General features: G+C 64.6%; 12 protein-coding genes and 1 riboswitch. Of the genes, 5 read left to right on the top strand and 7 right to left on the bottom strand.

Annotated features, from left to right (window positions below):
• Window positions 1-194: 194 nt before the first annotated feature.
• Together KIH76_RS09675 and KIH76_RS09680 are read right to left on the bottom strand one after the other, a co-directional pair.
• The gene (locus tag KIH76_RS09675; protein ID WP_420829272.1) at window positions 195-1,268 is read right to left on the bottom strand and encodes a drug/metabolite transporter permease; all 1,074 of its coding nucleotides are present in this window, start codon (window positions 1,266-1,268) and stop codon (window positions 195-197) included.
• A 153-nt stretch (window positions 1,269-1,421) separates the two neighbouring features.
• Window positions 1,422-2,618 carry a LacI family DNA-binding transcriptional regulator gene (locus tag KIH76_RS09680; protein WP_338023654.1) on the bottom strand — a complete coding sequence of 399 codons (1,197 nt, stop codon included), beginning with the start codon at window positions 2,616-2,618 and terminating at the stop codon, window positions 1,422-1,424.
• 177 nt (window positions 2,619-2,795) lie between these two features.
• Between KIH76_RS09680 and KIH76_RS09685 the strand changes: the two genes are divergently transcribed.
• From KIH76_RS09685 to KIH76_RS09695, 3 genes are all read left to right on the top strand, one after another.
• Window positions 2,796-4,799 (top strand): glycoside hydrolase family 127 protein, encoded by a 2,004-nt coding sequence (locus KIH76_RS09685; protein WP_214374079.1) that lies wholly within the window; start codon window positions 2,796-2,798, stop codon window positions 4,797-4,799.
• 238 nt (window positions 4,800-5,037) lie between these two features.
• On the top strand, window positions 5,038-6,453 hold the full coding sequence (locus KIH76_RS09690; protein ID WP_214374080.1) for an MFS transporter: 1,416 nt from the start codon (window positions 5,038-5,040) through the stop codon (window positions 6,451-6,453).
• Window positions 6,454-6,947: 494 nt separating this feature from the next.
• Window positions 6,948-7,991 (top strand): glycerophosphodiester phosphodiesterase family protein, encoded by a 1,044-nt coding sequence (locus KIH76_RS09695; RefSeq protein WP_219070506.1) that lies wholly within the window; start codon window positions 6,948-6,950, stop codon window positions 7,989-7,991.
• A 308-nt stretch (window positions 7,992-8,299) separates the two neighbouring features.
• On the opposite strand, the gene upp is transcribed toward KIH76_RS09695, so the two are convergent.
• Complete coding sequence (gene upp, locus KIH76_RS09700) at window positions 8,300-8,941, bottom strand: uracil phosphoribosyltransferase (RefSeq protein ID WP_163232729.1); 642 nt, start codon at window positions 8,939-8,941, stop codon at window positions 8,300-8,302.
• A gap of 353 nt (window positions 8,942-9,294) precedes the next feature.
• Between upp and KIH76_RS09705 the strand changes: the two genes are divergently transcribed.
• Window positions 9,295-10,773: an amino acid permease gene (locus KIH76_RS09705; protein ID WP_219070508.1), complete on the top strand. Its 1,479-nt coding sequence runs from the start codon at window positions 9,295-9,297 to the stop codon at window positions 10,771-10,773.
• Window positions 10,774-10,786: 13 nt separating this feature from the next.
• Here the strand turns inward: KIH76_RS09705 and KIH76_RS09710 are convergent, their stop codons facing one another.
• Window positions 10,787-11,695: a thiazole synthase gene (locus KIH76_RS09710; protein ID WP_214374100.1), complete on the bottom strand. Its 909-nt coding sequence runs from the start codon at window positions 11,693-11,695 to the stop codon at window positions 10,787-10,789.
• 100 nt (window positions 11,696-11,795) lie between these two features.
• A complete protein-coding gene (thiS, locus tag KIH76_RS09715) occupies window positions 11,796-11,990 on the bottom strand; it encodes a sulfur carrier protein ThiS (RefSeq protein WP_214374083.1) in 195 nt (64 codons plus the stop codon).
• 261 nt (window positions 11,991-12,251) lie between these two features.
• Window positions 12,252-12,355, bottom strand: a riboswitch (TPP riboswitch).
• A 108-nt stretch (window positions 12,356-12,463) separates the two neighbouring features.
• Here thiS and KIH76_RS09720 point away from each other — a divergent pair.
• Entirely contained in the window at window positions 12,464-13,444 is a 981-nt protein-coding gene (locus KIH76_RS09720; RefSeq protein ID WP_214374084.1) for an aldo/keto reductase, read from the top strand.
• Between the two features lie 122 nt (window positions 13,445-13,566).
• Here the strand turns inward: KIH76_RS09720 and KIH76_RS09725 are convergent, their stop codons facing one another.
• Both KIH76_RS09725 and KIH76_RS09730 read right to left on the bottom strand, forming a co-directional pair.
• Window positions 13,567-13,914: a phenylpyruvate tautomerase MIF-related protein gene (locus KIH76_RS09725; protein ID WP_214374085.1), complete on the bottom strand. Its 348-nt coding sequence runs from the start codon at window positions 13,912-13,914 to the stop codon at window positions 13,567-13,569.
• Window positions 13,915-13,988: 74 nt separating this feature from the next.
• Window positions 13,989-15,902, bottom strand: coding sequence for an alpha-amylase family glycosyl hydrolase (locus tag KIH76_RS09730; RefSeq protein ID WP_214374086.1), 1,914 nt, complete (start codon window positions 15,900-15,902; stop codon window positions 13,989-13,991).
• Between the last annotated feature and the right edge of the window lie 81 nt (window positions 15,903-15,983).

Genomic DNA, 15,983 nt, shown 5'->3' on the forward strand with positions numbered 1-15,983 from the left:
CAGCGAGCGGAGAAATCTTCCGCGGATTTGCGTTTTCGGAAGATTTCTCGACTCGGCTTCGCCTCGCTCGAAATGACATGAAGACAGCTTCGCTCCGCTTGAAATGACACAAAGACAGGTTTGACTCACTCAGAATGACGTGGAGACAGCTTCGCTCCGCTTGAAATGACGTGGAGATGTATGGGCTTCCGCTGTTACCGGCGGCGGGAGGAGATCCACCAGTTGAGGATGGAGCCGGCGGCGACGAGGAGCGCGCCGCACCAGAACGGCAGGGACAGCGCGAGACCGAGCAGGACAGCGCTGGCGGCGGTGGACAGAACTGGTGCGGCGTAGCTCGCCATTGCCAACGTGCGCATGCTGCCGTGCAAAATGCCGTGACCCCAGCAGGCGTAGCCGCCCGCGATCGACGCCGCCGCGCCGAGCACGGCCAGCCATCCCCAGATCGACGGGGCGGCTGGAGGCCAGCCCTCGCCCGACGTGAAGTGAATCACCCACAATGCCACCGCCACGAACGGGAAGAACACGGACGTGCCATCCTTGCCGTCGGCCATCGCGGGCGTGAACACCGCATACACCGACCATGCGGACGCACCTGCGAACGCAAGCAGATACGGCAGGGGATTGCTTGCGATGTGCTGCGCGGCCAGTCCCCAGTCCAATCCGCTGTTGCCGCCGACCGCCAGCACCACGCCGGCCGTTGCGACGATTGCGCCCGGCAACACGCGCAGTACGGAGCGCAGTCGGCTGGGACGCGTGTTGCCGTCGCTGCGCCCGCCGACGCCATCGGCGGTGCCATCGTTGGCAGCCGCGGCGATATCGCGGCGATCTGCCGCAACGCCGCGTCGCCGCACGGTCGGGAACACGGCGGCCGTCAGCAGCACCATCATCGTCGGCCACAGATAATTCACCAGACTCACCTCGACCGACGATTCGGCCGTGCTCGCGAGCCCGATCGACAGCGAGATCGACGATTCGTAGAACACGAACAGCAATCCGCCGAACAGCAGATACCTGCGCGGGTATTCGCGCAACGGCGCGGGACGGTGGAAGATCATGAGCAGCACGACGCCGGTCGTGTAGATGAGCGCCGAGCCGAGCGTCGCGCCGAACGAGTCCGCGACCACGCGCACGAGACCGGTCATCATGCTCCACAGCAGAATCGCGCACAAGCCGACCGTCGTCGCGGCCGACGAGATGGGGTGGCCGGTAGGGGAGGGATGGGTTGCCGGCGGTTGCGGTTGGCCGGATTGCTGCGGACGGTTGGTCATGGCGTGGTCCTTCGGCTGGGATGATGCTGATGCCAGAGCCATTCTATGTGGGATGGTGCCGGGCTGGGCCTGGATGCGCGGAACGACTTGCCGACGGTTTCTCGGAGCTGCCCTCGCAGGTATGGGGCGGGTGCGTGCGATGGAGAGCAGGCGTCACCCGCCTTGGCGACTGAAGATGCGGCCGGTGCTTTCGAGCGGGGTGCGGCGCGTGGGGTCGGTGGACTCGCGCACGACCATCGGGCATTCCACGGTGAACACCCCGTGATGCGGCCGCCCGGCCAGCGCATCCAGCAGATACCGCGCGGCCATCTTGCCGAGCATCGGAATGTTGTTGTCGAACGTGGTCAACGTCGGATGCGCGTTCGCCGCGAACACGAACCAGTTGTCGTGCCCAACCACGGCCACGTCCTGCGGCACGCGTTTGCCGGCCGCCATCAGCCCGCGCACCGCCCCACGCGCGATCTCGTCGCTCAAACAGTAGATCGCGTCGAGATGCGGGTGCTGCTCGATCAGCAGTTGCGCCGCCCGCTCGCCCCACTCCTCGCTCCACGCGTCGAACAGCACCGCCACGGGCCGGAAATCGTACAGTGTGAACGTGCGCCACGCCCCGCGCGCACGGTCCTTCGCGGCCTGGAAATCCTCCGGCCCGGCGATGATCGCGATATACCGCCGACCCAGGCTGAGCAGGTACTCGATCGCCTGCGCGCCCGCGCCAACGTTGTCACAGATGATCGAGCAGTCGGCCGGATCGCGCGACGGATCGTACGCGTAGATGACCGGCAGTCCCATCGTGGTCTTCGGATCGAGCGGAGGCCGCGGGTTCGTCGTGCTGCCGACGACGATCAGGCCGTCCACGCCATGCGCCGCGAGCCGGTCGATATGGCTGCGTTCGAGCGCGGGTCGGCCGTGCGAACTCATGAGCAACGCGGCGTGATTGGAGGCTCCCAGCGTGGTCTCCGCGCCGGTGAGCATCGGCAGGGCGAATCGGCCGTTGTAGTCGGAGGTGATGAGTCCGACGAGTCCGGAGCGTTGGCGGTGGTGCGGCGACGACGCGGAGGCGGATTCGGTCGATTTGCGATAGCCGAGCTGCTGGGCGGCTTCGATGATCGCGCGCTGCGTGCTCGCGGAGACGCGGTCGGTGCGGTTGGGCGCCTTCGATGCGGTGGCGATGGATACGTTCGCAAGACGCGCGACGTCGGCAAGGGTGGGACGGCGGCGTGACGGTTGCGGGGCGGGAGGGAGATTTCTCGACTCGCTGCGCTCGCTCGAAATGACAGGGGATGGAGAGTGGCGTGCCGACTGATGCGATTGCGACGGTGCGATATCGGCGATGGTTGCGTGAGCGTTCACAAATAATAGGGTATGCGAAAATTTTCGCATTCGCAAGACCCGCGGACGCGACGGTTAACGCTCACTTAATATCGTCATCGACAACAGCCGAAAGGGCGCCACCGCATGGCAGCGGACCTCTCCGACGGCCGGAAACAACAGCAGTAAGCAGTACCTACAGTGTCGAAAGGACGCACCATGACTACGCAACATGTCACGGTCACTTCGCCGTTCTGGAAGCGGTATCGTGAGAACGTTGCCAAGGAAGTGATCCCCTACCAGTGGGCGGTCATCAACGACGAACAGAAGATCGACATCCCGCGCGACCCGTCCGGCGCCAAGCAGGACATCGACTACCACTACAGCCGCGCCGTGCGTAACCTGCGCATCGCCGCCGGCGACGAGAAGGGCGAGTTCAAGGGCTTCGTCTTCCAGGATTCCGACGTGTACAAGTGGCTCGAGGAAGCCGCGTACTCGCTCGCGTACGAGCCGGACGACCAACTCAAGGAGCTGTGCGACAAGCTCGTCGACCTCATCGCCCGCGCCCAGCGCCCCGACGGCTACCTCGACACCCCGTACATCATCAAGTCCGGCGCGTTCGCCAAGCGCAACCGCTTCACCCAGATCCAGCAGTCCCACGAGATGTACGTGATGGGCCACTACATCGAGGCCGCCGTCGCGTACTACGAGGTCACCGGCAACCAGCAGGCGCTCGACGTCGCCAAGAAGATGGCCGACTGCCTCGACGCGAACTTCGGCGAAACCGACGGCAAAATCCCCGGAGCCGACGGCCACCCGGAGATCGAACTCGCGCTCGCCCGCCTGTTCGAGGTCACGCACGAAGACAAGTACCTGAAGCTCGCGCAGTTCTTCATCGACGTGCGCGGCAAGGACCCGAGCTTCTACGACAAGCAGAACGAGAAGATCGGCGACGGCTCGACCGACATCTTCCCGCAGATGCGCGGCTGGACGCACGAGTACACGCAGACCGCACGTCCGATCCGTCAGCAGCTCACCGCCGAAGGCCACGCCGTGCGCGTCGGCTACATGCTCACCGGCGTCGCCCACGTCGCCCGTCTGACCGGCGACACGGAACTCGAGGAGACCGCCAAACGCCTGTGGCACAACATCGTCACCAAGCGCATGTACATCACCGGCGGCGTCGGTTCGACGCACGTCGGCGAGGCGTTCACCTACGACTACGACCTGCCGAGCGACACCATGTACGGCGAGACCTGCGCGTCCGTCGCCATGAGCTTCCTCGCGCACCAGATGCTCGAACTCGAGACGCGTGGCGAATACGCCGACGTGCTCGAGAAGGAGCTGTTCAACGGCTCCATCGCCGGCATCGCGCTCGACGGCAAGCACTTCTACTACGTTAACGCGCTCGAGGCCGACCCGCAGGCTACCGAGCACAACCCCGACCGCTACCATGTGCTCATGCACCGCGCCGAATGGTTCGGCTGCGCGTGCTGCCCGGCCAACATCGCGCGACTCATCGCGTCCGTGGACCGCCACCTGTACACCGTGCATGAGGACAAGCGTGAGATCATCGCCCACCAGTTCATCGCGAACGACGCCGAGTTCTTCGACGGCGTGAAGGTCTCGCAGAAGTCCAACTTCCCATGGGACGGCCACATCGAGTTCACGGTGAGCGTGCCGGAAGGCGCGCAGCCGGTTCAGTTCCTCGTGCGCATCCCGTCGTGGTCCGCATCCAAGCACGAGATGACCGTGAACGGCGAGGACGCGCGCCGCCTGCCGGTCGTGGACGGATTCGTGACGATTGCCGCGGCCGCCGGCGAGACGACGACCGTGACGCTCGACCTGGACATGGCCGTGAAGTTCATGCGTTCGAAGACGCTGGTTCGCCACGACATCGGCAAGATCGCCGTGATGCGCGGACCGATCGTGTTCTGCGCCGAGGAAACCGACAACACCGCACCGCTGTGGAACTACCACATCGGCAGCCACGACGCCGACCGCGCGAAGGCCGAATACCACTTCGGCGAACTCGACGGCGTGGAGGTCATCACGATCCCGGCCACCAAGCGCACGCATGACGGCGACGACTTCCCGCTGTACGCGGACGTCGAGGAGCACCCGGTCGGGGAGAAATCCTACGACTTGAAGCTCATCCCGTACTACGCGTGGGCCAACCGCGAGATCGGCCAGATGCAGGTCTGGTTCGACTCCGACTTCTGATCCCCGTCCTGGCCCCTCGGCCGAGGGGCCGTCGCCCTGTCATTTCGACCGGGCGAATTGACCCACCTGTCATTTCGACCGAGCGCAGCGAGCGGAGAAATCTTACGAGAGCGTATCGCATCGAAGGATCTCTCGACTGCGCTTCACTCCGCTCGAGATGACAGTGAAGTGACTTCACTCCGCTCGAGATGACAATCCGACAGTTTTTCACCAATCAACGAAGAAGGAAACAACAACAATGAGTGCTGCAACTCAGGACGCTTCCGCAGTGAAGCTTTCTACGAAGGAGAAGATCGCCTACTCCTTCACCGACATGGCCGGCAACCTGCTGTACGTGACGATCTCGTCGTACATCATGTACTTCTACACCAACGTCTTCCACATCCCGGCCGCCGGCGCGCTGGGCGCGGCGACCATCCTGCTCGTCGCCCGCTTCGCCGACGCGATCTCCGCCATCGTGTGGGGCTCCATCGTCGACCACACCAACACCAAGTGGGGCCAGTCCCGCCCGTGGTTCCTGTGGCTGTGCGTGCCGTTCGCGGTCACCGTGTGGATCGCGTTCACCGCGCCGAGTCTGCCTGAAGGCGCCCCGAAGTTCGCGTACGCGCTGATCACCTACATCCTGGCCGCCGGCGCCGTCTACACCGGCATCCAGACCCCGATCACCGCCATCCTGCCGAACCTCACCTCCGACCCGACCGAGCGCAACAACGCCAACTCCTTCCGCATGGCCGGCGGCCAGATCGGCTCCTTCATCACCTCGTCCTTCACCATCCCGCTGGTCGGTGTCTTCGGCACCATGGTTGGCGGCGGCGACAAGGCCGGCTTCATGATCGTCACCGCGATCTGGGGCGTCATCGCCATCGCGCTGCTCCTGTTCTCCTTCAAGAACCTCAACGAGCGCAACTACCACCCCGAACTCAACAAGCCGATCCCGCTGAAGGACTCCTTCAAGGCCGCCAAGGGCAACTGGCCGTGGATCATCCTCGTCGTCGCGTTCGTGATCTACTGGGTCGCCCAGTCCACCCGTAACGGCGTGTCCACCTACTACGCGCAGTACGTGCTCGACAACCGCAACCTGACCTCGCTGTTCAACGGCGTGCAGGTCCTCGGCCTGCTCGGCACCATTGCCATGCCGATCATCGCCAACAAGACCAAGAACAAGACCCTGACCATGATCATCGGCCTCGTCATCGGCGGCGTCGGCCAGGCGCTCATGCCGCTCGCCGGCACCAACGTCCCGCTGCTCGTCATCTTCTGGACCATCGGCGTCTTCGGTGCGGCCATCGCCATAGGCATGCCGTTCGGCATGCTCGCCGACACCGTCGACTACGGCGAGTGGAAGACCGGCGTGCACGCGGCCGGCTTCCTGACCGCCGTCGGCTCCGCGTTCTGCATCCAGGTCGGCTCCGGCTTCGGCGCGTTCCTGCCGCTCGAGATCATGGGCGCGGCCGGCTACGACGCCAACAAGGAAGTCCAGTCGCAGTCCGCGCAGGACGCGATCAGCTTCTGCTTCATCTGGCTGCCGGTCATCGTCTACGTCATCGTCGGCGTGATCATGTGCTTCTACCGCAAGTACGAGAAGATGGAGCCGCAGATCAAGGCCGAGCTGGCCGAGCGTCACGCGAAGGCGCTCGCCGAAGCCGGCGAGTGATCCCGCCTCGGTCGGTCTGTCAGCCGATCGCAACAGCCGAATGCCGATAACTGAATAACCAAACGGATTCCGCGTGGAGCGTGACCCGGTGCGCGATTGGCCGGGGCGTCACCCGCGCGGGATCCGACTCGTCATCCGCAAGCCGTGTGTATGTAGCGTTACGCCCCGCCGCATCCGCACGGCTTGCGTCGTATCCGGCTGCATTCCGAATCGGTGATCCTTGGCTAGGTTCGCTGAGCGTCCGTTTTCTGTCAGGATAGTTCCGGTTCTTGTGGGAAGCGGACGCTGATCGTTCTTCTTACGTCCGTTTCTCGCTAGGATCACGCCGGTTCTTGTGGGAAGCGGACGCTCTTGCCGTGCTTAGCGTCCGCTTTCGTCCAGTAGTGGGGTGGTCCTGGACGAAAGCGGACATATCCGTATGTGCCGGCAGCCGGGGCAGTGGGTGGGCTAGGCTCGGAATGGAAATCCAAGCGGGTGGCCTAAGGGAGGAAACCATGGCATCCAACACGTTCCTCAAGCATCTTCTCGTCGGCGGCGCGGTGGCCGCCGGAGCCGCGGCATGGGCGATCAAGCCGCGTTCGTTCACCGACAAGCAGCACAACTACGTGCCGTCCGTGCCGGACGTCTGGTACGCGCACCGCGGCCTGCACGACGCCGGTTCCGGCCTGACCCCGCAGTACGCGATCGAAAGCGGCGAATACGTGGCCCGCGCGCGCCGCATGGCCATGAAGGCCGGCTACGGCGACCCGTCCGTCACCACGTCGATCGCGCCGGAGAACTCGCTCGCCGCGTTCGCCGCCGCCGCCGAGGCCGGCTACGGCATCGAGCTTGACCTGCAGTTGAGCGCGGACGGCCAGGTCATCGTCGTACATGATCCCGACTTGCTGCGCGTGGCCGGCGATCCGCGCCGCGTGGCTGATCTGACGTACGACGAGCTGACCCGCATCCCGCTGTTCCCGAACGATGCTCCGGGCACTGCGGTCGCGTCCGAACTACCCGGCGCCGACGATCCGGCGACCGTCACGACCCCCGCGAACCCGCCGGCCGGCTACTACCAGCACGTGCCGCTGTTCTTGGACGTGCTGCGCGTGGTCGCCGGCCGTGTGCCGCTGATCGTGGAGTACAAGTTCGACGACAACGCCGCGTTCGGTTCGCGCGAAGAAGAGCTGATGGAGAAGGGCGACGCGCTGCTGCAGGCGTACGACGGCGCGTATGTGATCGAATCGTTCAACCCGCGGGCCGTGGAATGGTACAAGAACCACCGTCCGGAAGTGTGCCGCGGTCAGCTGGCCGGTGGTGTGACGCTCGAGGAAGACGGCTGGCTGGAGTGCGTGGCCGGACTGTTGATCTTCGACTGGATGTCGCGGCCTGATTTCGTGGCGTATGACTGGCATGGCGGCAACTATCCGCAGGTTCGTGCGTCCCGTGCGATGGGCGCGACGGCCGTCTCATGGACCGTGCGCAGCAGCGATGAGCTGGCTCAGTGCGATGACTGGTTCGACCGTCACATCTTCGAGGCGTTCGTGCCCGAGCGCTGAGGCGGGGTGCCCATCTCATCCCATAGGTGGGTGAAATAGGACACCGAAAATCATAAGTGGGTATTTGTGGACTAGTTAGGGCCCGATTAGAAGTCCAACTAGTCCACAAATACCCACTTTCGTTATTTCGAGGTGTGGGATGGTCCGGATCTACCCACCTTTGCCGTTGTGAGATCCGGATTCACCCACTTTCCGTCTTTCCCCGATCCGGGTTCACCCGTCCGTCATCCTGTGAGGTCCGGGTTTGCCCACTTATCATGTCACGTATCACTGTGACGATCGGTTGATCGGTTCCGTGTACGACTTCGTCAGTCGACGACGCCGTAGAGGCGGTCGCCGGCGTCGCCCAGACCCGGCACGATGTAGCATTTCTCGTTGAGCTTCTCGTCGACCGCGCACACGACGACCTTGAAATCGATGGACGGGTCGATGTGCTCCTGCACGAACTGGATGCCTTCCGGCGCGGCGATGATGCACACCGCGGTGACGTCCTTCGCGCCGCGTTCGGCCAGATAGTGCGTGGCGGCGACGAGCGTGCCGCCGGTGGCGAGCATCGGGTCGATGAGGAAGCACTGGCGGCCGGTCAGGTCGTCGGGCAGGCGGTTCGCGTAGGTGATCTGCTGGGTCGGGTGCTCCTCGTCGCGCTTCATGCCGAGGAAGCCGACTTCGGCGGACGGGATCATCTTGGTCATGCCGTCGAGCATGCCGAGGCCAGCGCGCAGCACGGGCACGATGATCGGGCGGGGTTCGGCGATGTGCTTGCCGATCATCGGGGCGACCGGCGTTTCGATCGGCTTGTCGACCACGTCGAGGTTGCGGGTCGCTTCGTATGCCTCCAGCATGACGAGTTCGGAGACGAGCTCGCGGAAGGTGGCGGAGGAGGTGTTCTTATCGCGCAGGACGGTGAGCTTGTGCTCAACCAGCGGGTGATTCAAAACAGTGAGTTCCATAAGACCCAAGCGTACTACGAAAGCCCCGCGCAATCGCTGGCCGGGGAGGGGTGCCGCGCCGGACGTTTTGGGATGGCGGCGGGCGGGGACGTGCGTCTCGCCGGACGGCCTGCCGCGCCGGATGATTGCGTCGATACGTTGACGCACCGCGCGTCTATTCGGACGCCGGCGCCGCATCGTCCGGCGCCGTATCGTTCCGACATCGCCCGGAATCGGACGGATTGTGCGACGGTCACGACGGACGGCATACAATAGCGGCCATTGCATACGGTTGCATCGATTGGCGATACATGAACCGGTGCACGCCCGACCGAACGGCTCCCTGCAACGAGAGCAAGAGAGAAAGAAGCAAGATGGCAGCATCACCCGCCCCAACCACGTCTCGCCACCCACGCGAGACCGACGACGTCCCCGTCCCCGCAACCCTGCGAAAATCGCTGAAAAACCGCCACATCCAGCTCATCGCCCTCGGTGGCGCGATTGGCACCGGCCTGTTCTACGGTTCGAGTGAGTCGATCAGCCTCGCCGGCCCGAGCATCCTGCTCGCCTATCTGGTCGGCGGTCTCGCGATCTTCATGATCGTGCGAGCGTTGTCCGAAATGTCGGTCGAAGACCCGAAGGCCGGCGCGTTCAGCTACTACGCCACCCGCTACTGGTCGAAGCGCGCGGGCTTCGTCTCCGGCTGGAACTACTGGTTCAACTACATCCTCGTGTCGATGGTCGAGCTGTCGGTCGTCGGCTCATTTGTCAACTACTGGTTCCCGAACATCCCGCAGTGGGTGTCCGCGGCCGTGTTTCTCGTCGTGATCGCCGCCGCGAACCTGCTCGGCGTGAGCAAGTTCGGCGAGTTCGAATTTTGGTTCGCGATCATCAAGATCGTGGCCGTCGTCGCGATGATCCTCGGCGGTCTCGCGGTACTCGTCGCCAATCTCCCGACCGCGTCCGGCATCAAGGCCAGCTTCGCGAACTGGTTCGCGATCGACGGCGGTTTCTTCCCGCACGGCCTCATGCAGCGCACGGCCGACGGCCAGTGGACCGGTCTGCTCATGGCCCTGTGCGTCGTGATGTTCAGCTTCGGCGGCACCGAACTGATCGGCATCACCGCGGGCGAGACCGAGAACCCGCGCACCACGATCCCGCGTGCCACGAACGGCATCATCTGGCGCATCCTCGTGTTCTACATCGGCGCGCTCGGCGTGATCATGGCCGTGGTGCCGTGGAACACGATCGACGGCAAGTCCAGCCCGTTCGTGCAGATCTTCGACTCGGTGGGCGTGCACGCGGCCGCCGGCATCCTCAACTTCGTGTGCCTGACCGCCGTGATGAGCGTCTACAACTCCGGCCTGTACGCGAACTCGCGCATGCTGTACTCGCTCGCCAAGCAGGGCAACGCACCCGCGTACCTCGGCAAGCTCAACTCGCGCGGCGTGCCGGTCGCGGGCGTGATCACCTCCGCGATCATCACCGCGCTGGCCGTAGTTGTCGTGTTCCTGTGGCCGGAGTTCGCGTTCAACTATCTCATGTCGATCGCGACGATCGCCGGCGTGATCAACTGGTCGATGATCATGATCACGGAAGTGCACTTCCGCAAGGTCGTCGCGGCCGGCGACGGTCCGGCCGAACTTGCCGGACTGCAGGGCAAGACGGCGTTGGACGCGATCCACTTCAAGCTGCCGTTCGCGCGCGTGATGCCGTATATCGTGCTCGCGTTCCTTGCGCTCGTCGTGGTGCTCATGTGCTTCTCGCCGAGCTACCGCGTGGCCGTGGTCGCCGGCGTGATCTGGCTGGCGATTCTGCTCGCCGCCTACCAGATCACGCAGGTGCGCAAGTAATCACGCGCGGTAATCACTTGCTGGCAGAGAGATAGTCGGCCGCGTTGGTCGGGCTGGACGGCACCGCATGACCCTCGGTCACGGTGCCGAGGCCCGCAAGATACGCTTCGCGGCCGGCCTCGATCGCGTGCTTGAACGCGCGCGCCATCACCGGGATGTTGCCCGCGGACGCGATCGCCGTATACGCCATCACCGCGTCCGCGCCCATCTCCATCGCCTCGGCGGCCTGGCTCGGCCGGCCGATACCCGCGTCGATGATGACCGGCACATGCGCGTTGGCGATGATCACCTCGATGAAATCGCGCATCCGCAGCCCCTTGTTCGAGCCGATCAGCGAGCCGAGCGGCATCACGCACGCCGCGCCCGCCTCCTCAAGCTGCCGCGCCGCGATCGGGTCCGGGAACATGTACGGCATCACCACGAACCCCTCCTTCGCGAGCATCTCGGTCGCGCGGATCGTCTCCGCGTTGTCCGGCAACAGGTACTTCGTCTCGTGCTCGATCTCGACCTTCACGAAATCGGTCTGGCACACCTCGCGGGCGAGTCGCGCGATGCGCACCGCCTCTTCCGCGTTGCGCGCGCCCGACGTGTTCGGCAGCATCGTGATGCCCTTGGGGATGTAGTCGAGCAGGTTGTTCTCGGTGGTGCGGCAGCGGCGCAGCGCCATCGTGACGATCTGCGTGCCCGCGTTCTCGATCGTGGCCTTGATGAGGTTCAGATCGTAGCGGCCCGAACCGAGGATGAACCGGCTCGTGAACTTGTGCCCGCCGAGGATGAGCGGATCGGCGTCGCCGGTCGCAATCGCGTCGTAGGCGTGGGCGTCCGGCTCGGGCAGCAGCGCGGTGTTCGTGGCAGTGCCGACGAGTTCGTCGAGCGTCGGTTCGGTGGGCGAAACGTTGGGTTCGGTGGATGGTGCAGTCATGGTTACTCCAGTCATGGTTACTCCTTCGTATTCGATGTCGTATGGATGCCGTTGGTTGCCGCGGCATGCCCGTTGCCGGTCGTCACGGCCGTCACGGCCGTCAGCCGCCCTGCACGAACGTGACGATCTCCACGGTGTCGGTGCCCTTGAGCATCGTCTGCGCGCGCTTTGCCCGCGGCACGATCTCGCCGTTGAGCTCGACGGCCACACGGGCCGGCTTGAATCCCTTGCGCTCGATGAACTCGGCGACACTGATCGGCCCGTCGAGCTGCTCCTCCTGACCGTTGACGATCATCGGTTCCCCTTCCCCGGCCGCGCCGGATTCGAAAAAAAGGGTCGCTGAAGCAGCCGTACCCTGTGAGGTGGTGCGCCCCTTCATGACCCTTGTCGTAAGTATCACTGGTTGTTCTTGAATTATGTTGAGTTGTCGCGCAAACGATCATCCGAACAGCGGCGCGGCGACACGGTGACGAGTCCGCGCGCAACGACGATGCAACGGATGCGAAAACCCGCGCAGACTGAAAAAATGATCGCGAACCGCCGCGCATCGATTGCGACGGCGAAACAACCCGTTTCCTTACGGCGGCATGACCCGCATCAAGTTGACGGTCGAAGTTCGCGACTTCCTCTCAGCCCAGCCGGGCTCCCGTTCGGTTGCGTGACCATCATAAGCCCCGGGGTGCGACAGGGCATCCAGCGGCGGTGCGATCCGCCGTGAAACGATGAAGCAGCGTATCCGCGTCAGGGGCTCGCACGATGATGGGCGGTATGACGACGTTGCAACATGGCACTGATTTCGCGAACACGGTCGATTTCGCGGGGCATCGCATCTCCAGGCTCGGCATGGGCACGATGGCGCTCGCCATCGAGGGACGTCCGGACCGTGAGACGGCGATCGGCACGATCCACGCCGCGCTCGACGCCGGCGTGCGCTACCTCGACACCGCGTGGTCGTACTACCTGCCGACCGCTCCGGGCGCGGACGGCACGGGCGTTCCCGGCGATTTCGGGTACGGCGAAATGCTGGTGCGCGACGCGCTCGCCAGTTGGGACGGTCCGCGCGGCGAGGTGCTGGTGGCGACGAAAACCGGATACCGGCGCACGATCGACACGGACGTCGCGGCAGGGGAGGCTGTGGCGCAGGACGACCGCCAACGATTGCAGGCGGCCGGCAGCCGGTACGGTTGGATGGCCGATTCGCGGCCCGAGACGATGATCCGCGACGCGAAGGAATCGGCGCGTCACCTTGGCGTGGACGCGCTCGACCTGCTGTATTCGCACGGTCCCGATCCGGCCGTGCCGTACGAGGATCAGATCGGCGCGCTCAGGACGCTGCTCGACGAAGGCGTGATTCGCTACGCCGGCATCTCCCGCGTGAACAACGCGCAGATCGACACGGCCCGCGCGATCCTCGGCGACAAGCTGATCGCCGTGCAGAACCAGTTCTCGCCCTCGCACCCCGATCCGGAACATACGATGGAGCATTGCGCCGAACTCGGGCTTGATTTCGTGTGCTGGTCGCCGCTCGGCGGGTTCCTCGACCCGTTCGACCGGCATGCGTACGATCCGTTCCGTGCGGTTGCTGCCGCGCGTGGCGTCTCGTACCAGCGGGTGGTGCTCGCATGGGAGCTGACCCGGTACGACCGTCTGTTCACGATCCCGAGCGCCCGCAATCCGCATGAGATCAACGATTCGTTCGCCGCGACTGATCTGCGGCTGACCCCGGACGAACTCGCGCTGCTCGGCTGAGACCGGGCGAAACAACAGAGGCGTGGCGGTTTTCTCTCGCTGAGCGCTGGCTCAGCGAGAGAAAACCGCCACGCCTCATAACAGCGCGCTGTATGCGGCCGCGATGGAGCTGTGACAACTAACTAGAAGTTGCCGCCGTTCCACCCCCAGTCCGTCGTCGCCGTGTAGCGGATGTACGTGCGGTCCTGCGGAATGCCCAGCGTGCCCTCGAGCGCCGCCATGATCGACTCGGTCAGCTTCTCCCACGCCGAACCGGGCACGGAACGACCGAACACGTTCACCTCGACGTACGCCGCCGGCTTGTCGTCGGATCCGGCGAAGTAGATCGGCATGTCGTCCTCGAACGGGCACATCAGCCAGCCTTCGGACTTGCCGGGCACCGCGCTGATCGCCTTGCCGTACGCGGCCTTGAGCGCCTCGCGCTGCTCGGGCGTGGTCTTGACGGAGACGTGGGTGTGAATAACGGGCATGATTCCTCCTTGATACGTGTGTATCGTTGCCGCTTCCATCCTAATCGCCGTCGCGGCGGCGGAACAGCCGTGCGTCAGCCGAGGATGACGAAGGACTGCGGAGGCAGCGTGAGCGTGGCGCCGTCGACCGCGGGTTCGCCGATGGCGAGGCGGACGGCGGGGGACTGCGCGGCGAATTCGGTCGGGAGCGTGACCGTTTCGGTCTCACGACCGGGATTCATGGCGATGAGGAGGGGAAGACTGCCTGACTCGTTGCGCTCGCCCGAAGAGTCGACCGGAGTGCGCAGATAGGCGAAGACACGGCCGGATTCAGGTGCAGCGACCGGTTCGAACGCCGCGTTGGACCTCAGCGCGGGGGAGTCGGCGCGCAATGCCAGCAGCGACGTGATCCAGTGGTACAGCGAGTCGGCGCGTGCGGATTCCGATGCGACCGTAGGAACGGTCACAGGCGAGACGGCGCCGGTTGCGTCATGGGCCGTATCACCCGCCGGTTCGACCGGCAGATACAGCGCATCGGCGGGCGCGGCGGAGAAGCCAAGATTCGGCAGATCGCCGTCCCACTGCATCGGCGTTCGGCTGCCGGTGCGCGTGTAGCCGCCTTCCTTCGTGGGCAGGTCGCGGTATCGCATGCCGATCTCGTCGCCGTAATACACGAACGGGCAGCCGGGCATCGTCAGCAGCATGCCGAAGGCGATCTTGCGCTCGCGTTCGGTCAGTCGCGGCGCGAACCGTCGCGTGTCGTGGTTGCAGGAGATCAGATCGAAGAGGCCGCCCGCGCGCTCGCAGTCGCGCAACTGCGGCAGGTACTGGTCGAGGAACGGCTTGATCGACGCGCCGGAATCCGCGTTGAAGTAGCTCAGATCGCCGTCGTGGTCGAACGGGGTGTCGGTGTTGCGCAGGAGCATGTTGTAGCCGTTCGGCTTGCCGTCCCAGCGCCAGTCGAGGTAGAAGTCCATGTCGAAGCCGGCCTGCATGGACTCGTAGGGGCGGCCCCATTCGGAGACGAACGCGGCGGCCGGGAACTCGGGGCGGATCTTCGAGAACATGTACTGCCAGGTACGGATGGTGGCCGGCTTGCCTTCGTCGTCGTGCTTGACGAGGCTATCGGCCATGTCGACGCGGAAGCCGTCTGCGCCGCGCGACAGCCAGAAGCGCATGACGTCGACCATCGCGTCGCAGGTGGCGAGGGCTTCGGGGCCGAGTGCGGCGTGCTGCCAGGATTGGCGCGGGTGCGCGAAGCCGTAGTTGAGTGCGGGCTGGCATTTGAAGAAGTTGATGATATAGGTGCCGTCGCGTGGGGTTTCGCCGCCGATGAAGGGCAGGCCGTCGCCGCCGGCGATCCACGAGTCGGTCCAGATATAGCGGGAGGCGAGGGTGGGGTTGTGATCAGTGATTGTTCCCGTATTGTCATCTCGATCGGAGCCGGCTCCCATGTTGTCATCTCGACCGGAGCGTAGCGGAGTGGAGAGATCTTTGGCGGGGACTGCCTCGGTAAGATTTCTCGACTCCGCTTCGCTTCGCTCGAAATGACATTTAGTGGGAGTGCCTTCGTTCTGCTCGCAATGACAATCAGAGGAAGGGGCGGCGGAGGGAATGATCTCGCCGCGATTGGTCGTGTTGGGTTGGGAGGAGGCGTGGAACCAGGGGTGTTCTTCGCTGGTGTGGCCGGGGACGAGGTCGAGCAGGACTCGGATGCCGCGTTCGTGGGCGGCGGCGAACAGGGCGACCAGATCGTCGTTGGTGCCGTAGCGTGGGGCGACGCGCGTGTAGTCGCGTACGTCGTAGCCGGCGTCCTTGAAGGGGGAGTCGAAGAGCGGGTTCAGCCACAGTGCGTTGCAGCCGAGATTGCGAACGTAGTCAAGATGATCGATGATGCCGTGGATGTCGCCGATGCCGTCGCCGTTCGAGTCGGCGAACGACTGAGGATAGATCTCGTAGAAGACGGCGGTGTCGAGCCACGTGCGGTCGGGGGTGGAGGGGGTGTTCATAGTGTCATCTCGACCGGAGCGCAGCGGAGTGGAGAGATCTGTGGAGGGGACTGCGTTGGTAAGATTTCTCGGCTCCGCTTC

It is taken from the genome of Bifidobacterium simiiventris, assembly GCF_019331715.1.
Lineage (GTDB): Bacteria > Actinomycetota > Actinomycetes > Actinomycetales > Bifidobacteriaceae > Bifidobacterium > Bifidobacterium simiiventris.